The organism is Amycolatopsis sp. NPDC005232 (assembly GCF_040607795.1).
Classification (GTDB): domain Bacteria; phylum Actinomycetota; class Actinomycetes; order Mycobacteriales; family Pseudonocardiaceae; genus Amycolatopsis.
In genome coordinates this window covers 537142-556161 of record NZ_JBEXHL010000002.1, presented here as the reverse complement: position 1 = coordinate 556161, position 19020 = coordinate 537142, and the positions used below count along the sequence as shown (strand labels likewise).

General features: G+C 69.3%; 15 protein-coding genes. 9 read left to right on the top strand and 6 right to left on the bottom strand.

All coding sequences use genetic code 11. The features are described 5' to 3' along the window. Nucleotides 1-32: 32 nt before the first annotated feature. From recF to dnaA, 4 genes are all read right to left on the bottom strand, one after another. Nucleotides 33-1187, bottom strand: coding sequence for a DNA replication/repair protein RecF (gene recF, locus ABZU76_RS06345; protein ID WP_220245408.1), 1155 nt, complete (start codon nucleotides 1185-1187; stop codon nucleotides 33-35). A 13-nt stretch (nucleotides 1188-1200) separates the two neighbouring features. Next, nucleotides 1201-2091, bottom strand: a complete 891-nt coding sequence (gnd, locus tag ABZU76_RS06340) for a phosphogluconate dehydrogenase (NAD(+)-dependent, decarboxylating) (RefSeq protein WP_354865612.1) — start codon at nucleotides 2089-2091, stop codon at nucleotides 1201-1203. A gap of 47 nt (nucleotides 2092-2138) precedes the next feature. Then, nucleotides 2139-3272 (bottom strand): DNA polymerase III subunit beta, encoded by a 1134-nt coding sequence (gene dnaN, locus ABZU76_RS06335; RefSeq protein ID WP_220245406.1) that lies wholly within the window; start codon nucleotides 3270-3272, stop codon nucleotides 2139-2141. Nucleotides 3273-4315: 1043 nt separating this feature from the next. Next, complete coding sequence (gene dnaA, locus ABZU76_RS06330; protein ID WP_354865609.1) at nucleotides 4316-6034, bottom strand: chromosomal replication initiator protein DnaA; 1719 nt, start codon at nucleotides 6032-6034, stop codon at nucleotides 4316-4318. Nucleotides 6035-6633: 599 nt separating this feature from the next. Between dnaA and rpmH the strand changes: the two genes are divergently transcribed. The 9 genes from rpmH to ABZU76_RS06285 all read left to right on the top strand — a co-directional run bounded on the left by rpmH (nucleotide 6634) and on the right by ABZU76_RS06285 (nucleotide 16570). Then, nucleotides 6634-6777: a 50S ribosomal protein L34 gene (rpmH, locus tag ABZU76_RS06325; RefSeq protein WP_220245404.1), complete on the top strand. Its 144-nt coding sequence runs from the start codon at nucleotides 6634-6636 to the stop codon at nucleotides 6775-6777. Nucleotides 6778-6798: 21 nt separating this feature from the next. Next, nucleotides 6799-7230: a ribonuclease P protein component gene (gene rnpA / locus ABZU76_RS06320; protein WP_220245403.1), complete on the top strand. Its 432-nt coding sequence runs from the start codon at nucleotides 6799-6801 to the stop codon at nucleotides 7228-7230. Nucleotides 7231-7235: 5 nt separating this feature from the next. Then, nucleotides 7236-7568 (top strand): membrane protein insertion efficiency factor YidD, encoded by a 333-nt coding sequence (gene yidD / locus ABZU76_RS06315; RefSeq protein ID WP_220245402.1) that lies wholly within the window; start codon nucleotides 7236-7238, stop codon nucleotides 7566-7568. A gap of 4 nt (nucleotides 7569-7572) precedes the next feature. Beyond that, nucleotides 7573-8766: a membrane protein insertase YidC gene (gene yidC, locus ABZU76_RS06310; protein WP_354865606.1), complete on the top strand. Its 1194-nt coding sequence runs from the start codon at nucleotides 7573-7575 to the stop codon at nucleotides 8764-8766. Between the two features lie 28 nt (nucleotides 8767-8794). Then, complete coding sequence (locus ABZU76_RS06305) at nucleotides 8795-9370, top strand: R3H domain-containing nucleic acid-binding protein (RefSeq protein ID WP_354865604.1); 576 nt, start codon at nucleotides 8795-8797, stop codon at nucleotides 9368-9370. A 3723-nt stretch (nucleotides 9371-13093) separates the two neighbouring features. Further along, nucleotides 13094-13774 carry a 16S rRNA (guanine(527)-N(7))-methyltransferase RsmG gene (rsmG, locus tag ABZU76_RS06300; protein WP_220245399.1) on the top strand — a complete coding sequence of 227 codons (681 nt, stop codon included), beginning with the start codon at nucleotides 13094-13096 and terminating at the stop codon, nucleotides 13772-13774. A gap of 88 nt (nucleotides 13775-13862) precedes the next feature. Further along, complete coding sequence (locus tag ABZU76_RS06295; RefSeq protein WP_354865602.1) at nucleotides 13863-14789, top strand: ParA family protein; 927 nt, start codon at nucleotides 13863-13865, stop codon at nucleotides 14787-14789. Further along, nucleotides 14786-15805, top strand: coding sequence for a ParB/RepB/Spo0J family partition protein (locus ABZU76_RS06290; protein ID WP_220245397.1), 1020 nt, complete (start codon nucleotides 14786-14788; stop codon nucleotides 15803-15805). The genes ABZU76_RS06295 and ABZU76_RS06290 overlap by 4 nt, the downstream gene beginning before the upstream one ends. A gap of 153 nt (nucleotides 15806-15958) precedes the next feature. Beyond that, nucleotides 15959-16570, top strand: a complete 612-nt coding sequence (locus ABZU76_RS06285; RefSeq protein WP_354865600.1) for a DinB family protein — start codon at nucleotides 15959-15961, stop codon at nucleotides 16568-16570. Here the strand turns inward: ABZU76_RS06285 and ABZU76_RS06280 are convergent, their stop codons facing one another. Beyond that, nucleotides 16571-17515, bottom strand: a complete 945-nt coding sequence (locus tag ABZU76_RS06280; RefSeq protein ID WP_220245395.1) for a D-alanine--D-alanine ligase — start codon at nucleotides 17513-17515, stop codon at nucleotides 16571-16573. Nucleotides 17516-17548: 33 nt separating this feature from the next. Continuing rightward, on the bottom strand, nucleotides 17549-18868 hold the full coding sequence (locus ABZU76_RS06275; RefSeq protein ID WP_354865597.1) for a PLP-dependent aminotransferase family protein: 1320 nt from the start codon (nucleotides 18866-18868) through the stop codon (nucleotides 17549-17551). Between the last annotated feature and the right edge of the window lie 152 nt (nucleotides 18869-19020).

The following is a 19020-nucleotide window of genomic DNA, read 5'->3' as shown; positions in this document are numbered from 1 at the left end:
GCCGTGGCCGACTTGATCTTGGGGTCGAGGGCTCAGGCACGGTTGACCTCGCCATCCGCCACCACGAACCGGCTCCCGGCCAGCTCCGACGGCACGTCCTCGTCCACCGCCGCCGTGATGAGCACCTGCTCGGCACCCGCGGCGACCTCCGCGAGCCGCGCCCGCCGTTTGCGGTCGAGCTCGGCAAACACATCATCCAGCAGCAGCACCGGTTCGCCCGCTTCGCCACGCAGGAGCTCGTAGCTCCCGAGCCGCAGGGCCAGCGCGAACGACCACGACTCGCCGTGGCTCGCGTACCCCTTCGCCGGCGCCTCGCCCAGGATCAGATCCAGCTCGTCGCGGTGCGGGCCGACGAGGCTGATGCCGCGATCCAGCTCGTTGCGCCGGACGTCGGCCAGCGCCTTGAGCAGCAGCTCGCGCAGCACTTCCGCGTCCGCCCGCTCGCCACCGGCCACGCCGTAGCCCGGCGGCAGCGCTTCGCCGAGCGACGACTTGTACGCGATCGACGCCGGCCGCGAGTCCGGCGCGACCCCCATGTAGGCCTCCGCCGCGTACGGCCCGAGGTCGGCGATGAGGTTCAGCCGCGCCGCCAGCAGCTGGGCGCCGGCCACCGACAGGTGGTCGTCCCAGACGTCGAGCGTCGAGAGCGCGTACGGGTCCTCCTTGCCGGTGCGGCGCTTGCCCGCGGTCTTGAGCAGGGCGTTGCGCTGCTTCAGCACCTTCTCGTAGTCCGCGCGCACGCCCGCGTACCGAGGTGCGCGCAGCACGAGCAGCTCGTCCATGAACCGCCGGCGCTCGCTCGGGTCGCCGCGCACGAGCGCCAGGTCCTCCGGGGAGAACAGCACGGTGCGCAGGATCCCGAGCACGTCACGCGGCTTGCCGACCGCACCCCGGTTCACGCGGGCGCGGTTGGCTCGTCCCGCCGTGATCTCGAGCTCGACGGTGAGCTCGCGGTCGTCGTTGACCACGGCAACGCGCACGAGCGCGCGCTCGCACCCGTGCCGGATCAGCGGGGCGTCCGTCGCGACCCGGTGGGAACCCAGGGTCGCGACGTAGCCGATCGCTTCGAGCAGGTTCGTCTTCCCCCGGCCGTTCTGACCGACGAGCACGGCCGGGCCCGGTTCGAGGGCGAGGTCGGCTTGCGGCCAGGACCGGAAGTCGGTGACCTGGAGATGTCGCAGATACACGAGCGGGGGGAGGCTAGCTCCCAGCCTTCTTCACAGCGTGACCACCGAACTGGTTGCGCAGCGCGGCGACGGCGCGCATCGCGGCGGAGTCCTTCTGCCGCGAGGAGAACCGGGCGAACAGCGCGGCCGAGAGCACCGGCGCCGGCACCGCGTTGTTCACGGCCTCCTCCAGCGTCCACCGACCCTCGCCCGAGTCTTCGACGTAACCCTCGAGGTCGTCGAGCTCCGGGTCCTCCTCCAGCGCGCGCACCAGCAGGTCGAGCAGCCAGGAGCGCACGACGGTGCCGCGCTGCCAGCCCTTGATCACCTCGGGCACGTTCTTCACGACGTGCGCGGCCTCGAGCAGTTCGAAGCCCTCGGCGTAGGCCTGCATGATGCCGTACTCGATGCCGTTGTGGATCATCTTCGCGTAGTGGCCGGCGCCGACCTCGCCGGCGTGCGAGAAGCCTTCTTCACGCGGGCCTTCCGGACGCAGCGTGTCGAAGATCGGCATCGCACGGGCGACGTCGGAGCCGGCGCCGCCGACCATGAGGCCGTAGCCGTTGTCCTTGCCCCACACGCCACCGGAGACACCGCAGTCGAGGTAGCCGATGCCCTTGGCCGCCAGCAGATCCGCGTTCAGCTTGTCGTCGGTGAACTTCGAGTTCCCGCCGTCGATCACGAGGTCGCCCTCGGACAGCGACTGGCTGAGCTCCACCACGGTCTGCCGCGTCGGCTCGCCGGCGGGGACCATGATCCAGACGATGCGCGGCGCGTCCAGTTTGGACACCAGGTCGGCGAGCGACTCGGAGTCGGCGACGGCCGGGTTGCGGTCGTAGCCCACGACCTCGTGCCCGGCTGCACGCAGCCGCTCGCGCATGTTGAAGCCCATCTTGCCCAGGCCCACGAGACCGAGCTGAACCATGAGATCCCCTTAGGTAGGAACGAAAATCCGCGGTTGTGACGCGCCGGTCAGCCCGGGAGCCGGACCGGCATCAGCAGGTAGAGATAACCGGGGACGACGTTGCCCTCGGCGTCGGCGGGCTTGATGAGCGCCGGCCGGTTGGGGGTGGTGAAGGTGAGCTCCGCGCGGTCGCTGTGGAGCGCGCCGAGCCCGTCGACGAGGTAGCCGGGGTTGAAGGCGATGGTGACCGGTTCGCCTTCGTAGTCGACCTGCAGCTCTTCTTCGGCGCTGCCCTCGTCGTCGCCGCCGGCGGAAAGTCGCAGCGACCCGTCGGCGAACTCCAGCCGCACCTGCGTGCCGCGTTCGGCGACCAGCGACACACGCTTGATCGACTCGGCGAGCGCCGACACCTCGATCACGGCGCGCGACGTGTGCGTCGCCGGCAGCAGCTGCCGGTAAGGCGGGAACTCCGCGTCGAGGAGGCGGGTGGTGGTGTAGCGGCCGTTGCCCGAGAGGCCGAGCAGGCCTTCGCCGCTGGCGAGCGCGAGGCGCACGGTGCTGCCGGCGCCGCCGAGCGTCTTCGCGGCTTCGGCGAGCGTGCGCGCGGGCACGAGCACCGCGGCGTCGGCCAGGCCCTCGGCCGGCTTCCACGTGAACTCGCGCATGGCGAGGCGGAAGCGGTCGGTGGCCACGAGCGTGAGGGTCTCGCCGGAGATCTCCAGGCGCATGCCGGTGAGCATCGGGAGCGTGTCGTCCTTGCCGGCGGCGGTGACGACCTGGGTCACGGCCTGGCCGAACGTGTCGCCGGTGAGCTCACCCGCGAAGGCGGGCTGGGACGGCAGCTGCGGGTAGTCCTCGACGGGCATCGTCGGCAGGGAGAAGCGCGCGCTGCCGCACGTGATGGTGGCGCGGGCGCCGTCGACGGAGATCTCCACCGGCTGCGCGGGCAGCGCCTTGGTGATGTCGGCGAGGAGGCGGCCGGAGACCAGGAGGCGGCCACCATCGGCGATCGTCGCGGGGACGCCCACCGTGGCGGAGACCTCGTAGTCGAACCCGGACACGGTGAGCGCGTCGGACTCCCCGTCCGCACCCGCGTCGAGCAGCACACCGCCCAGCACCGGCACCGGAGGCCGGGACGGGAGGCTCCTGGCCACCCAGGCGACGGCGTCGGCAAGCCCGTCGCGCTCGACGCGGATCTTCATGCGCGCATCCTTTCGACAGCCGAGCCCCTCGGCTCGTGAAGGGTCGGCGGCTGGCGGTTCACGAGTACTGCGCCGAGTACGCCGCGACCGAGTCCCCACCGGGCCGGCCCGTTTCGGCGTGCCGGGATCGGCGCACAGGAACGGACCAGGTGCAGGCATCCACGTTAGGCCGTCACCGGGGGTCCCGTCACCTCGGCCTCCCCTTGACTTTGTCGACAAGGAGACAGGCTCGACCGCTTGTCCCCAACTTCGTCCATCGCCTGTTTTTGTTTTGTTCTTTCTTTCAAAAGATCTAAGAGCAGTAGCAGTAATAGGGGCTGTGGGTTGTGTGGACAGAGCCCGTTTGCCCAGGTCGGAGGGCGCGGCGGGGTGTGGAGAGTCCTGGTGGTGGATCGGTGGATGGTTCGGGCGATCGGTGGATGGTTTCGTCTCGGCCGTGATCCATCCACATCTTGGGCCAGTTGTCCCCATGGTTGTCCCCAGGTGTGAGGGGAGTTGTACCCAGGTTCTGTGGGTACGGAAACGGGTCCGAATCGCCCTGGAGAGTGACGGGCTCCCGTTGTGGATCACGTGTGGGCAACCTGTGGAATCCCCGTGGACAGCCCTGTGGAAAGTCTGTGGATTTCGTGTGGGCGGGATGTGGACCGATTCGGCGTCGCTGCAGCTCCTGGATCTGCTGGAGTTGTGCACAAACTGCGCACAGGGTGGGGAAAACTCCTTGTGTATCAATGGGTTTGGGGATGGCTGCGTACGCGTGCGTACGTGGGCGACGGCACACGCCGCTTGCTTCGCTGCTTCGCCTGTGTACGGGCGCTTCGTCCACGTTGGACCCGGGGCGTTGTGGAAGGTCTTGCGTGGTAGGGGAAACCGGGCTCGCTTGGGGCGCTGGGCCGAGTGCGGCGTGGACGAGTCTCTGTGGACGGACAGCGGGCCTCAGTGCCGGACTGCGGGCCTCGCCGAGCGCCGTCGTGAGCACGTCCCCACGTCGCCCATAAAAAAGGAGGGCGCCGCCCGTAGGCGACGCCCTCCTTGAAGCTCCGAAGCTACTGCCGGGCCCGCTGCTTGATCCGCGACGTGAGCTCCTGCACCTGGTCGTAGATGCGCCGGCGCTCGGCCATCTCCTTGCGGATCTTCTTGTCCGCGTGCATCACGGTCGTGTGGTCGCGGCCGCCGAACGTCTGCCCGATCTTCGGCAGCGACATGTCCGTGAGCTCGCGGCACAGGTACATCGCGATCTGGCGCGCGGTGGCGAGCGCCTTCGTCTTGCCGGGCCCGCACAGTTCGTCGAGCGTCACGTCGAAGAACTCCGCCGTGACGCCCATGATGGTCGGCGCCGTGATCTCCGGTGCGTGGGAGTCGGGGATCAGGTCGCGCAGCACGATCTCGGCGAGCGAGGTGTCCACGGCCTGCTGGTTGAGCGACGCGAACGCGGTCACGCGGATCAGCGCGCCCTCGAGTTCGCGGATGTTCGCCTCCACGCGCGAGGCGATGAACTCCAGTACTTCGCCCGGGACCGCCAGCCGGTCCTGCGCGGCCTTCTTGCGCAGGATGGCGATGCGGGTTTCGAGCTCGGGCGGCTGGATGTCGGTGATCAGGCCCCACTCGAACCGCGTCCGCAGCCGGTCCTCCAGCGTCTCGAGGCGCTTGGGCGGGCGGTCGGAGCTGACGACGATCTGCTTGTTCGCGTTGTGGAGGGTGTTGAAGGTGTGGAAGAACTCTTCCTGCGTACCTTCTTTGCCTTCCAGGAACTGGATGTCGTCGACGAGCAGGATGTCGATGTCGCGGTAGCGCCGCTGGAAGGCGACCTTGCGGTCGTCTCGCAGCGAGTTGATGAAGTCGTTGGTGAACTCTTCGGTCGAGACATAGCGCACGCGCATGCCGGGGAACAGCCGTTGCGCGTAGTGGCCCACGGCGTGCAGCAGGTGCGTCTTGCCGAGCCCGGACTCACCCCAGATGAACAGCGGGTTGTACGCGCGGGCCGGCGCCTCGGCCACGGCCACCGCGGCCGCGTGGGCGAACCGGTTGGACGCGCCGATCACGAACGTGTCGAAGGTGTACTTCTCGTTGAGCTTCGTCTTCGACGTCTGCGGCTGCGCGGGCGCGGTGTAGGGCTGCCCGGCGATCGGCTGGCCGGAGAACGTCGGCCAGATCTCGTGGACGGCGGCGAGCGCTTCGCCTTCCTCGTCCACTTCTTCGTTCGGGTCGTCGGACTCCTCGAGCGGGGCCGGCTGCGGCACCGGGCGCTGTCGCGGCGGCTCGGGCCGGGCGGCGCGCGCGGCGGCCATGGAGGCGCCGTCGATCGGCGGACGCTGCTGCGCGACGGAACCGTTGTCGAGGCGGCCGTTCTCGAGACGGCGGTTGTCGGGCCGGCCGTTCTCCACGTGCGTGGGGTCGAGGTGACCGGGCTCCAGGCGCCCGTTGTCGATGCGGCCGTTGTCGGGGTGCCCGTTTTCCACCGGAGGGGGTGCGGGCACGTAGCGCGGCGCGGGCGCGATGGCCTCGGCGCTGTCGACCTTCACGGCGAGCGACACGGCGCGGCCGAGCCGGCGGGAGAGGGCGTCGGTGATCGCGCCTCGCAGCGCGCGTTCGATCGCTTCCTTCGCGAAGTCACTGGGGGCAGCCAGCAGGGCGGTGCCGTCGAGCAGGCCGATGGGCCTCGTCACCCGCATCCAGGCTCGTTGCTGCGGCGAGAGGGTGCCGTCGGACAGCTCCCGTACCACCTGCTCCCAGATAACGCCCAGATTGTGCTGGTGCTCGGACACCTGTCTGGCTCCCCTCCCCTCGTCGGCGTGAACGGCGGAATCACCCCAACCACGCCCGCAAAACACTCCCCTGGACGTCATCTTGGACCGACCTGCGCGCGGGCACAGCGAATATCCACATAGTTGTCCACAGCTGTGCACTAATGTACGGCTGCCCGCAGCCACGCCACCTGCGGGCTCGGCGTTCGCCGTGGGCGCCTCCACACCCCGGTGGCGATACCGCCGCGCGCCTCGAGACCGGGCGACCCGGAAGAGGCACGCTAACAAGCCTCGCCCGCTGCCACAAGGCACCATTGTGCGCAAGCATTTCACGGTGTACGGCGTGTTGCCATTCGGTGTCCCGACGTGGGCGAAGGCAAGGTCACGGCCCGGTCGCCGAGCGTGGCGGAGGGGGTGCCTACACGGCTCCCGACCGGGGTGCGTACCCTCGTAAGGTCTCCCGTAAGCGACGGGTGCGTTTCGCGTGCCCACGTATGTCGTCGCTCGTCGTGACGAGGCCACACGTTGGTAGGAGACACCAGAGACTGCCGTGCGACCGCACGACATGCCGGTAGACGGCCGAAAATCCGTCGCCCGACGGCCGAGACACAGGAGTAGCAGTGAGCAAGGGTAAGCGCACCTTCCAGCCGAACAACCGCCGACGCGCGCGGACCCACGGTTTCCGCCTCCGCATGCGGACCCGTGCCGGCCGGGCCATCTTGGGGGCTCGTCGTCGCAAGGGCCGCGGCGCGCTGTCCGCCTGATCCGGCTCGTCGAGGCGCGCCGTGCTGCCCGCAGCCGCACGTCTACGGCGGAGTGAAGACTTCCGGGTCGTTCTCCGCCGGGGCTCCAGGGCAGGCAGGCGTCGCCTCGTCGTCCACGCGTTGACCACGGACCCGTCCGCGGCCGCACCCGATGCGGCCAGGGCGGGTTTTGTGGTGAGCAAGGCCGTCGGGAACTCGGTGGTCCGCCATCGAGTGACCCGGCAACTGCGTCATCTCGTTTCGGCCCGACTCGGAACACTGCCCCCGGGCAGCTCGTTGGTCGTACGGGCATTACCTCCGGCGGCGTCCGCTTCGAGCGCGGAGCTCGGCGCCGATCTCGACGCGGCGTTGCGCCGGCTCGGACTCACCTCGTCCCGCCGCGCCGCCGGGGAAGATGCTCCCCGGCAACCGCGTCAGCAGGACGCGGCCCCCGACCACGGATCAGCGGTGTAACGGCAATGCAAGCCACTCCCGAGCACACCCACGGCGGCACCGACGTCACCGGGGAGACGGCCCCGCGCCGCCCCGGGCCGGTCGCGTGGGTGCTGCTCCTCCCCATCAAGTTCTATCGCAAGGCGATCTCGCCTTTCCTGCCGCCGGCCTGCCGCTTCTACCCGAGCTGCAGCGCGTACGCAGTCGAAGCCCTGACCCGGCACGGTGCCGGCCGCGGCTCCTACCTCGCGCTGCGCCGGCTGGGACGGTGCGGCCCGTGGACACCGCCGGGCCGCGATCCGGTACCCGAGAAGTTCTCGTGGCGCCACCACCTGCCTGAAACACCGATCGAGGAGTAGCTCAGTGCTCGATTTCATCTACTACCCCGTGTCCTTCATCTTGTGGTGTTGGCACAAGGTATTCGGGTTCGCGTTCGGGGAAGCATCGGCGATTTCCTGGATCCTCGCGATCATCTTCCTGACGTTCACGGTCCGCGGCATCATGTTCAAGCCGTTCGTGAACCAGGTCCGGTCGATGAAGAAGATGCAAGACTTCGCGCCGGAGATGAAGAAGCTCCAGAAGAAGTACGCGAACGACAAGCAGCGCCAGGCGCAGGAGATGCAGAAGCTCCAGCGCGAGCACGGCGTCAACCCGCTGGGCAGCTGCCTGCCGATGATTCTTCAGATCCCGGTGTTCATCGGTCTGAACCACGTGCTGCGCGCGTTCACGATCCCGCCGGCCGGCGGTGGTGTGAAGACGGAGAACTACTTCTTCAACCAGCACGATGTCCAGTCGTACGTCACCGCGAAGCTCTTCGGCGTCAACCTGGGTGAAGCGGTCTACAACGGCGTCGGGGTGGTCAGCGGCAGTGTCGCGGCTCCTGGGTTCCACTGGAACGTGCTCCCGGTCGCGCTGCCCTTGATGATCATCGCGTCGATCGCCACACACCTCACCGCGCGGCACTCCGTGGCCCGGCAGAACGCCGCGTCGGCCACCTCGCAGACCGCGATCATGAACAAGCTGACGATGTACATCTTCCCGCTCGGCGTGCTCGTGTTCGGTGCCCTGTTCCCGCTCGGCCTGCTCTTCTACTGGCTGGCGAACAACGGCTGGACCCTGATGCAGCAGCGGCTCGTGTACACGCGCATCGACAAGGAAGAGGCCGCGCGCAAGGCGGAGGCCGCGGAGAAGCGAGCGTCGCTCGGGCCGAAGCCCGGGCAGAAGCCGACGGCTCCGAAGGTCGGGCAGAAGCCTGTGCAGCAGAAGAAGAACAACCCGTCCGGCAACGGTGACCAGCAGGGCAAGGTGAGCAAGGCGGGTTCGGCGCACGGTTTCGCGCAGACGAAGTCCCCGTCTTCCTCGGGTGGTGTGGAGAGCAAGAAGAACGCCTCGGCCGAGGCTGCCTCGCAGTCCACGCCGTCCGAGCCGGACACCGATGCGACCCCGTCGAAGCCGGCGCAGCAGCCGGCTTCGAACGGATCGAACAAGGAGAACGGAACCGGGGTTCCGGGGCTCCTCAAGGACTCGACCAGGAAGTCGGGCCGGAAGCGTCGCTGACGCGTCCGGTTCGGAGAGGAGACGAATGATGTCGGAGACGGTCGACACGATCGACGCCGATCAGGACGAAGAGACCACGGCCTCGGCCGCACCCGCCGCGGGTGCCTCCGCCGAGGCCGCCGACGAGAAGCAGGGCGGCGACGACCTGCTCGTGCAGGAAGGCGACATCGCCGGCGACTACCTCGAGCGCCTGCTCGACCTGCTCGACTACGACGGCGACATCGACCTCGACGTCGAAGCCGGCCGCGCCATCATCAGCATCGACGGCGGCGAGGACCTCGAAAAGCTCGTCGGCCCCCGCGGCACCGTGCTCGAGGCCCTGCAGGAACTCACCCGCCTCGCCGTCCAGCAGGAGACGGGCTCCCGCAGCCGCCTCATGCTCGACATCGCCGGCTGGCGCGCCGACCGCCGCGAAGAGCTCCGCGAACTCGGCCGCTCCACCGCCGAGTCCGTCCTGTCCAGCGGCGAGCGCGTCCGCTTGCAGCCCATGAGCCCCTTCGAACGCAAGGTGGTGCACGACGCGGTGGCCACCGTGGACGGCGTCACGAGCGAAAGCGAGGGCGAAGACCCGAAGCGCCGCGTGGTGATCTTCCCGGAAGGCTGAGCCTCCTGGACCCCATCCTTGCGGCCGTCACGGCTTGATGCGGGTGATCTGGACGCATCACTGAGTATTACGAAGCACTGAGCAGAAGCGGCCCGCCGAACTTCCGGTGGGCCGCTTCTTTTGTCTCGACTCTCTTGCTCGCTCCGCTGTACTGTGCGCGCCGCTGGCTCCCGCGCTGGGCGGCCTCACCGCCGTGCGCGGAACGGCTCCTCCCGCCGGTCGCCTTGCGGCCGCCCCCGCACTGCTGCCGCACTTGCGGCCGCGCCCCGCACTGCTGCCGCGCTCATCACTTCATCACGTCCCCCGGACCCGTTCTTCACGCCCACGCGCGCCGCCGACTCCCGCGCTGGACGGCCTCACCGCCGTGCCCCCGGACCCGCTCCCCCGCACCATCGCCCTGCGGCCGTGCCGCCGGCTCGGCTTCCCCGCTTGCCGCCGTGCCCCGCACGCCGCCGCCGCGCACGCTGCTGCCGCGCTCATCGCCTCATCACGTGCCGGGCCCGTCCTCCACGGCCGCGTGTCGCCGGCGCCCGCACTGGGCCGCCTCACCGCGTGCCCGGAACGGCTCCCCACACCATCGTCTTGCGGCCGTGCCCAGCACGCGGCTGCCCCGCACGCTGCTGCCGCGCTCATCGCCTCATCACGTGCCGGGCCCGTCCTCCACGGCCGCGTGCCGTCGGCGCCCGCGCTCGGCCGCCTCACCGCGTGCCCGGAACGGCTCCTCACACCAGTCGCCTCGCGGCCGTGCTCCGGCGCGGCCTCCGCGCTTGCCGCCGTGCCCCGCACGTCTCCGCCGCGCCCCCGCACGCAGCCGCCACAGCCGCCGCGCTCATCGGTTCATCACATGCCAGGACCCGCTCCCGACGGTCGCGCGCGCTTCGGCTCCCGCGCTGGGCCGCCTCACCACCGTGCGCCGGAGCGGCTCCCCACGCCGATCACCTTGCCGCCATGCGCCGAACCGGCTCCCGCATTGGGCGGCCACGCCGCTTGCTCATGCTCATCCCCACGCCCGTCACCTTGCCGCCCTGGCCCGGATCGGCTGCCGCGCTCATCGCTGTGCCCTTGCGACCTGAATCCGCTGGTGCCGCGGTCGCTTTGGCCCGTGGCTCGAACCCCTCCCGTGCCCATCGCCTTGGCACAGTGGCCCCGATCTGCTTCAGCGCTTGCTGCCGTGCCCCAACGCTGTGCCGTCCCTTCGCCTTTAGTCCTTGGCGTGGACCGGTGCCGCACTCGTCGCTGTGACGCCATGGCCTGAACCCTCTCTCGTGCCGATCGCCTTGCCGTCGTGACTTGGGCCCAATCCGGTTCTGATCGCAATGCCGTTTCGCAACTGCGGCTCGGATCAGCTCGGGCGCTTGCCGCCTCGCCTCATTGGCCAGAACCAGCTGCTGCAGTTGTAGCCCTGCCACCTTGGTCCGAACCCCGCTCCCGAGCCCTGGGCCGCGCACCTGCCGCGCCACCGGACACCGCTCCGGGACGTCGCGGCTCACGCGGCGTCGGACTGCAGGGTCGGGACCCTGCACCACTTCACCCTCGCTCCGCAGCGCCCCGACCTCACCGCGGCTCCGCTGCAGCCCCACCCAGTCCAACTACCGACCGCGGACTCCCCCGGAGCCACTCAGGCTGCCCAAACACCAAGGCTCACTCCGTCGCGGATCTCCAGCTGCTTCCGGCCTTCACACCTGGGCCCGCGCCGGCCGGGCCCCACACCAACCCGCCGCCCAACTTGACCGACCATGCTCCGGCGCACCCACCCGACCCACGGCGCGCACTCCGGACATGACGGCCCACCCCCCGCGCAACTCCGGCTGCGACCCCACGCCCCCAGCCATCCACCACCCACGGCGCGGAGCTTCTTGGGGTCTGCCGACTCAGTCGACTGAACTCGCCACGCGAACGCACCCGCGGCAACGCGGCTCTACCGCCCGCGGGCCTTCAGGCGACGCGACCTCACTCCGCCGAGGTTCCATATTCATCCATCGAATAACTAGGCGAGGTTCTCCGCTGCCGCCCTCCCAGCCGATCCGAACGCGCAACCCACGCACACGCGGAACAGTCCGCTCGGCCAACCGAACGTCTCCATCGCGACTCCGCATTCACCGAGTCTGCGCCCACCCAAGCCGGCCGGACCCGTTCCGGCGCTGTCGTCGTAGCCGACCGAACGCGGTGCCCGGCGCACATCTACACGACACCTTGGTCCCCGCCCGAACTCGCCTCAGCCCGTACTCGCTGGAACCTGTCGCCCCTCCCACTGCCCAGCGGGCCGCCCGGTGCAAGAGGATCGCCGCCCGTGGCCCCCCATTCGGTCGGCGCTCGGAGTGGCTTGGCTGCGGTGCGTCCGCCCGCCTGGCCGGCCGGGTCGGCTCAGGCAACACCGGTCGGCCCCGCCGGGCCGTCACCATGAGACCCGCATTCGCGAAGACCCTCGCTCGGCCAGCTCGTCCGAACCCGCCGGTTTCGCTCGGCGCCGGACGTTGAGGCGGCAGAGTCCGGTCCAGGGAACGCGGCTCATCGAGCCGCCTGGTCGCCGGCTGCTCCGCAGTTCGGACCTGCGGGCTCGCACTCGCAGCGACCCACACCTCATCTACCGCTCGGCGAGCCCGGTCGTGTCGCGGGCTGCCGGTCGTCCGTCGGCGTAGCCGAGCGATTGCCCGGATGCGCCCCACGCCAGGCAGCCGCTAGAGCGGATGCCTGGCCGCGGCCCCGCACTCATCCACCGCCACGCGCTCGGACCGATCGAGCGTCGTCCGCTTGGGCGCCCTGGCTCATCCGGGAGCCTCCGCTCGACCCAACAGATCGCCGCACCAGTGTCACGACCACTCCGCTGCGCCGTGCCCACCGAACCTTGCTCCGAGTCGGCGCTCAGCTTGCGCGCCGCAGCGAGGGCTGCGAGCCGAGGAGGCTGGGCAAAGAAGGGCGGCCTATGACCTTCGACCCGGGCCCAACTTCGTGTTCCTTGGCTCGTCCGTTCAGCTCGCGAGCGGTCCATGCCGTCGCCTTCCGGCCACTCCTCCATGCTTGCCCGCTTGCATTCCGAGCCGGGTGCTGCGCTTGCCCACGCCGCTGTTCGCGGATCGGTCGGCCGGTCGACTCATGCGGCGGCATGTTCGCTCGTGGGCCGGCGGGCCCGCTGTCGGTTCGCCTGACTGACCGCTCCGCGTGTCGGTTTCTCGGTGGCGCCGCCGAAGCCGCCTGCTCCGTTGTCGACCTATCCCCTTGCCCAAGCGTTCGCGCCCTTTCGTCGAGGAGGATTCCCCTCGGTTATTGGTGGCGCCCGACGGCGGGCCAATGGGTGTCCGTGTCGGCCTGTCCTGGTGATGCCGGGCCACGATCCTCATCCTCCGGCTCGCCGGCCTAGCAGTGGAGTACCTCGCCTGTCAGTTCGCTGGCGCGCTTGTCGACCCTGCCCGCCCGCTGGCTACGCAGCGCCGGGCGATTTGCCGGACCCGATCGATCTGGCGTACCCCCCACCCGATCCCTCGGGTGGACCGAACCTCCGAGGCTTGCCCGCCCGAATTACAACCGTGGCGTTTCACGTGAAACGGCGCACCTCCCTGAGCGCCACCCACCGTCGCGGTTTCACGTGGAACACGGCTGTGGACACTCGGCTCCCTGAGTGGAGTTGTCCACAGTTGCGGTCTGTCGGCTCGATTTGAGCTCGGCATCGGGGACAATCGAACGAGCGCGTTTCACGTGAAACGCGCGGACCGAGGAGTGGGTTTCGTGAGCTTGGACGGCGCCACCGCGATGGTGCGGACCGCGGCGGCGGAGGTGTTCGGCGAGCGGGTGGACCGGGCGGCTGGGTACGTGGAGTTGCTGGCTACGCATGGGGTCGAGCGGGGGCTGATCGGGCCGCGTGAGGTGGAGCGGTTGTGGGAGCGACACGTGCTGAACTCGGCTGTGATCGGGGAGCAAATTCCCGACGGGGCGCGCGTGGTGGACGTCGGGTCGGGGGCTGGGCTTCCGGGTGTGCCGCTGGCGATCGCTCGACCGGACCTCGCTATCGTTCTCCTCGAACCCATGGCCCGCCGGGTCGACTGGCTGGCCGAGGTCGCCGAGAAGCTGGAACTCCCGATCACCATCGTGCGTGGACGTGCCGAGGAGCGGTCTGTGCGCGAGCAGCTGGGTGGCGCTGACGTCGTCACCGCTCGCGCTGTTGCTCCTCTCGCTCGCCTCGCGGGCTGGTGTCTTCCGCTGGTTCGCCCCGAAGGTCGTCTGGTTGCGCTCAAGGGGGCCAGCGCGGGAGAGGAAATCGAGCGGGACCGCGTGGCTGTGCGGAAGGCCGGCGGTGCCGATCCAGAACTCGCCGAGTGTGGGAAGGCAGTGCTCGAGGTCCCCAGCACGGTCGTGATGATCCGCCGCCTGCCACCGAAGCCGTCCCGGCCACGCGGCAGGCGGAGCTAAGCGTACGAGTGCGGCCGCGACGTTCCACGTGAAACACCGCGGTCCGAACGCCAACGAGTCGTCTAATCAAGAGGAGGTGCCGAGACCGGTGAATCCCCGCCCGTCCGACCCTGCGAGCACCGGCCACGACTTGGGCTGGACGCCGATCGCCGAAGAAGCCGTCCGCGCCGCGAGCGTCCTGCACCCGAAGGAGGGCATGCTCCCCCGCCCGACCCATCGCCGGGTGCTGACGGTCGCCAATCAGAAGGGCGGCGTCGGTAAGACAACGAGCACCGTCAACCTGGCCGCCGCACTTGCCGTGCACGGGCTGAAGACTCTGGTTATCGACCTCGACCCCCAGGGCAATGCCAGCACCGCGCTCGACATCGACCACCGCTCGGGCACGCCGTCGATCTACGAGGTGCTCATCGGCGAGGTGTCGCTCGCTGAGGCGGCCGCCGTCAGCGACCAGTCGGCGAACCTGTTCTGCGTCCCCGCGACGATCGACCTCGCCGGTGCGGAGATCGAGCTCGTCTCCATGGCCAGCCGCGAGACGCGGCTCAAGGAGGCGCTCTCGTCCGAGGTCCTCGATCAGATCGGCGTCGACTACGTCTTCATCGACTGCCCGCCGTCGCTCGGCCTTCTCACAGTCAACGCGATGGTGGCCGCGCAGGAGGTGCTCATCCCGATCCAGTGCGAGTACTACGCGCTGGAAGGTCTGGGGCAGCTGCTGAGCAACATCGAACTCGTGCAGCAGCACCTCAACCGTGAGCTCCGCGTCTCCACGATCCTGCTGACGATGTACGACGGGCGCACCAAGCTCGCGGACCAGGTCACGAACGAGGTCCGCAACCACTTCGGCGACACTGTCCTGAAGACCGTCATCCCGCGCAGTGTGAAGGTCTCGGAGGCGCCTGGCTACGGTCAGACCGTGCTCTCCTACGACCCCGGTTCACGCGGCGCCATGAGCTACCTCGACGCCGCCAAGGAGATCGCGGAGCGTGGCGCGACCGAAGGAAGGAGCAGTACCGCATGACTGAGCGCAGAGGAGGGCTGGGGCGAGGGCTCGCGGCCTTGATCCCGACCGGGCCGGCCACCACGGCCGGCCCGGCGCCCTCCGCCGTCGAAGGTGGCACGTCCGCGGACAAGGCGGCGCGTGAGGAGAAGGGCTGGTTCGCGGCCAACGGCGCGGCGACTCCCGTCAGCGGTGAGGTCGCCGGCGCGGTCTACCGGGAGATCCCGGTCAGCGCCGTCAAGCCAAACCCGAAGCAGCCCCGCCAGTTCTTCGACGAAGAAGCGCTCGCCGAACTCGAACACTCCATCCGCGAGTTCGGGCTCATGCAGCCCATCGTCGTCCGCGAATTGGGCGACGGCGAGTACGAGCTCGTCATGGGCGAGCGGCGCCTGCGGGCATCGCAGCAGGCGGAGCTCGAGGCGATCCCCGCGATCGTCCGGCAGACCGCCGACGAGTCCATGCTCCGCGACGCACTGCTGGAGAACATCCACCGCGTCCAGCTGAACCCGCTCGAAGAGGCGGCCGCGTACCAGCAGCTGCTCGACGAGTTCGCGGTCACGCACGAAGAGCTCGCCAGCCGCATCGGCCGCAGCCGCCCCGTCATCACCAACACGATCCGCCTCCTCAAGCTGCCGCTGGCCGTGCAGCGCCGCGTGGCCGCGGGTGTGCTTTCGGCCGGGCACGCGCGGGCGTTGCTGTCGCTCGAAGATCCGGAGAGCCAGGAAGAGCTGGCCGCCCGGATCGTCGCGGAGGGCATGTCGGTGCGCGCCACCGAAGAAGCCGTCACGCTGAAGAAGAACGAAAAGCCGGCGAAGCCGAAGGCCGCTCCCCGCAAGCCGATTCAGGCACCGGGTCTGCAGGAGTTGGCCAACCGCCTCTCCGATCGTTTCGACACCCGCGTGAAGGTCGACCTCGGTCGCCGCAAGGGCCGCATCGTTCTCGAGTTCGGCTCGGTCGACGACCTTGAACGCATCGTCTCGCTCATCGACGCGAACTCGAACGAAAAAACGGCGAATCGGACAGAGGAAACCGACTAGGGATCACCCCGGGTCGTTTCGTCACGGTGATGATTGCTCACCGGGACACGGACCGGCACTCTGGGTGGTCGCCGCGGGCGCGGGAAAATCGGAGGTCGTGCGGCGCGGAATCCGGGAGAGTTGGCGGAACCAGCTCTCCCGAAGGAGCATCCCGTGATCCCTCCGCGCTTGGCTCCGCTACTGAGTCAGTTCGACTTCGCGTGCGAGCGACTCGTCGATCGGCTCGACGGGCCGGCGGTCGACAGCGGCGACGGAACCCCCGTCCCCGTCGAACCGATGGCCGACGACGAGCTCCGGTGGGAGCCGACGCCGGACTGTTGGTCGGTGCGGCGGCACTCCGACGGACCGGGGCCACGCGCGACGTTCCTTGCCGGCCGCGGCGAGTGGGGCCGCGACTCGGCTCCCCACCCCCACCCGTCGCCGCCGCCCGTCACGACGATCGCGTGGCGGCTGAGCCACCTGAGCGAAATGCTGATCCAGCGCGCCGACCACACGTCAGGCAGCCACACGCTGACCCGCGACGACTACCTGGATACCGGCGACGCCGCAACCGCGACCGCCGCGTTCCAAACCGGCGCAGCTGCGTGGCGGAAAGCTTTGCTGAGCGTCGACGACGCAGCACTCGACACCGTGGGCCTGTGCACCTATCCCCACGGCAGCGATCCTGACGAGCCGTTCCTCGAGATCGTGTGGTGGGTCAACCAGGAAGTGCTGCACCACGGCGCCGAAATCGCGTTGCTGCGCGACCTCTACCGAGCGCGGTGATCAGCGCGCAACGGCCCGTGCCACGAGATCCGCGAACACCGACCCGAGCGACTTCCCCGCCGCCTCAACGGCCATCGGCACCGTCGACGTCTCGGTAAGACCCGGCGACAGGTTCACCTCGAGGAACTGCACCGTGCCGTCGGCAGTGATCACGGCGTCGGTGCGCGAGATGTCGCGCAAGCCGAGCCAGCGGTGCGCCGCCACGGCCAGCTCGCCGACGGCCTTCGCCGCGTCTTCGGAAATGCGCGCCGGCGTGAAGAAGTCAGTGAGGCCGGCCGTGTAGCGGGCGGTGTAGTCGTAGACGCCGCTCTCCGGCACGATCTCGACGGCCGGCAGCGCCTCGGCGCCGTGCTCACCTTCGACTACGGTCACGGCCACCTCGACCCCGTCGATGAAGCGTTCCGCCAGCACGGTGTCGCCGTATGCGAAGCAGCCGACCATCGCCGCGGGCAGTTCCGACGCCTCGCGCACGACCTGCGTGCCGAGCGCCGAGCCACCCTGGTCCGGCTTGAGGATCATCGGCAGGCCGAGACGCTCCACCATCGCGTCGAGCACCGACTGCGCGCCGAGTTCACGGAAAGTGCTGTGGGGCAACACAATCCAGTCCGGCGTCGAGAAACCGGCCTGCTGTACGAACGCCTTCGCGGTCGGCTTGTCCCACGCGCGACGGCAGCCCTGCGAACTCGTGCCGACGAAGGGCACGCCGAGCATTTCCAGCACCGTCTGCACGGAGCCGTTCTCACCTTCACCGCCGTGCAGCGCGACGACAACGGCGTCAGGACGCTGCGTACGCAGGCGCTCGATCAGCCCGGCGTCGGTGTCCCACTCCTCCACCGTGAGCCCCTCGGAGCGCAGCGCGGCCGAAAGCCGGCGGCCCGAACGGAGGGAGACGTCGCGTTCGTGGGAAAGCCCGCCTGCGAGCACGGCAACGGTACGGTCGACCACCGTGGGAACTCCTTAGGTTTTGCTGCGGACCGGTCAGACCGTGTCCGGCGACGGGGTTTCGGGCCCCGAGATGGTGCGTGCCTTCACGCTACCGAAGGTACGGCTGAGATCCATTTCGGACTCCAGCACCGCCGCGAGCCGGCGCACGCCTTCGCGGATCCGTTCGGGCGTCGGGTAGCAGTACGACAGGCGCATCTGGCGCGAGCCGTAACCGTCGGCGTAGAAGCCGGTACCCGACGCGTACGCCACGCGCGCGGTGACCGCACGCGGCAACATCGCTTTGGTGTCAACACCTTCCGGCACGGTGACCCACACGTAGAAGCCACCTTCGGGCATCGTCCACGAGCAGCCCGGCGGCAGGTACTGGTTCAGCGCCGAGATCATCGCGTCGCGGCGCTCGCGGTAGTTCTCGCGGAACTTCTTGATCTGGCCCTTCCAATCGTGCGTCGCGAGGTAGCGCGAGACGATCATCTGGTTGAACGTGGGCGGGCACAGCGTCGCTGATTCCGCTGCCAGCACAAGCTTTTCACGCACGGCGTGCGGCGCGAGCACCCAGCCGACGCGCAGGCCGGAGGCGAACGTCTTCGAGAACGAGCCGAGGTACACCACGTTGTCAGGGTCGATCGAGCGCAGCGCCGGGTAGGTCTGGCCGTCGAAGCCGAGCAGCCCGTACGGGTTGTCCTCGACGATCAGCACACCGTGCTCGCGGCAGATCTCCACGATCTCCGCGCGGCGTTCCACAGCGAGCGTGACGCCGGCGGGGTTGTGGAAATTCGGGATGGTGTAAAGGAACTTGACGCGCCGGCCCGTCTTCTCGGCCTGCCGCAGCGCCTCGCGCAGCCCGTCGGGCACGAGCCCCTGGTCGTCCATCGCGACGTGCACAACCTTCGCCTGGTACGCCGCGAACGAGCCGAGCGCGCCGACGTACGAAGGGCCTTCGGCGATCACGATGTCACCGGGGTCGCAGAACAGGCGAGTGACCATGTCGAGGCCCATCTGCGAACCGACGGTGACGACGACGTCGTCCGGGTGCGCCTTTATGCCCTCGAGAGCCATGATTTCGCAGATCTGGTCGCGCAGCGTGGGGATGCCGTGGGCCGACCCGTACTGCAGTGCCACGAGACCCTCGTCGGCGATGATCTCCGCCACCCGCGCCGACAGCGTGTCCAGCGGCAGCGCGGCAAGGTTCGGCATGCCGCCGGCCAGCGACACGACCTCGGGCCGGCTCGCCACCGCGAAGAGGGCCCGGATCTCCGAAGCGGTCATCCCGGCGGTGCGCGCTGCGTACCGGTCGAGGTGAGGGTCGAGATTGTGGCGGCCGGCTTGCGGCTTGACGGGGCGGTTCTCGGTCATCGACACACCTGAGGGCTCGGTGGTACCTACGGGTAGATCCATCGAGTGTAACCAGGGCCTCTTCCTGGTCCCCGCTCTTCCGGCGCTCATCACATCGTCCTATTCTTCGAGTGGCTCTTCCGGTCGTTCCTGCGCTCTTGCGGGGAGCGGAT

What these genes read in the sequence shown, in the direction of transcription:
- ABZU76_RS06290 (WP_220245397.1), top strand. Translation starts at nt 14,786, where the DNA reads ATGACTGAGCGCAGAGGAGGGCTGGGGCGAGGGCTCGCGGCCTTGATC.
- gnd (WP_354865612.1), bottom strand. Translation starts at nt 2,091, where the DNA reads ATGGTTCAGCTCGGTCTCGTGGGCCTGGGCAAGATGGGCTTCAACATG.
- yidD (WP_220245402.1), top strand. Translation starts at nt 7,236, where the DNA reads ATGCAAGCCACTCCCGAGCACACCCACGGCGGCACCGACGTCACCGGG.
- ABZU76_RS06275 (WP_354865597.1), bottom strand. Translation starts at nt 18,868, where the DNA reads ATGACCGAGAACCGCCCCGTCAAGCCGCAAGCCGGCCGCCACAATCTC.
- dnaN (WP_220245406.1), bottom strand. Translation starts at nt 3,272, where the DNA reads ATGAAGATCCGCGTCGAGCGCGACGGGCTTGCCGACGCCGTCGCCTGG.
- ABZU76_RS06305 (WP_354865604.1), top strand. Translation starts at nt 8,795, where the DNA reads ATGTCGGAGACGGTCGACACGATCGACGCCGATCAGGACGAAGAGACC.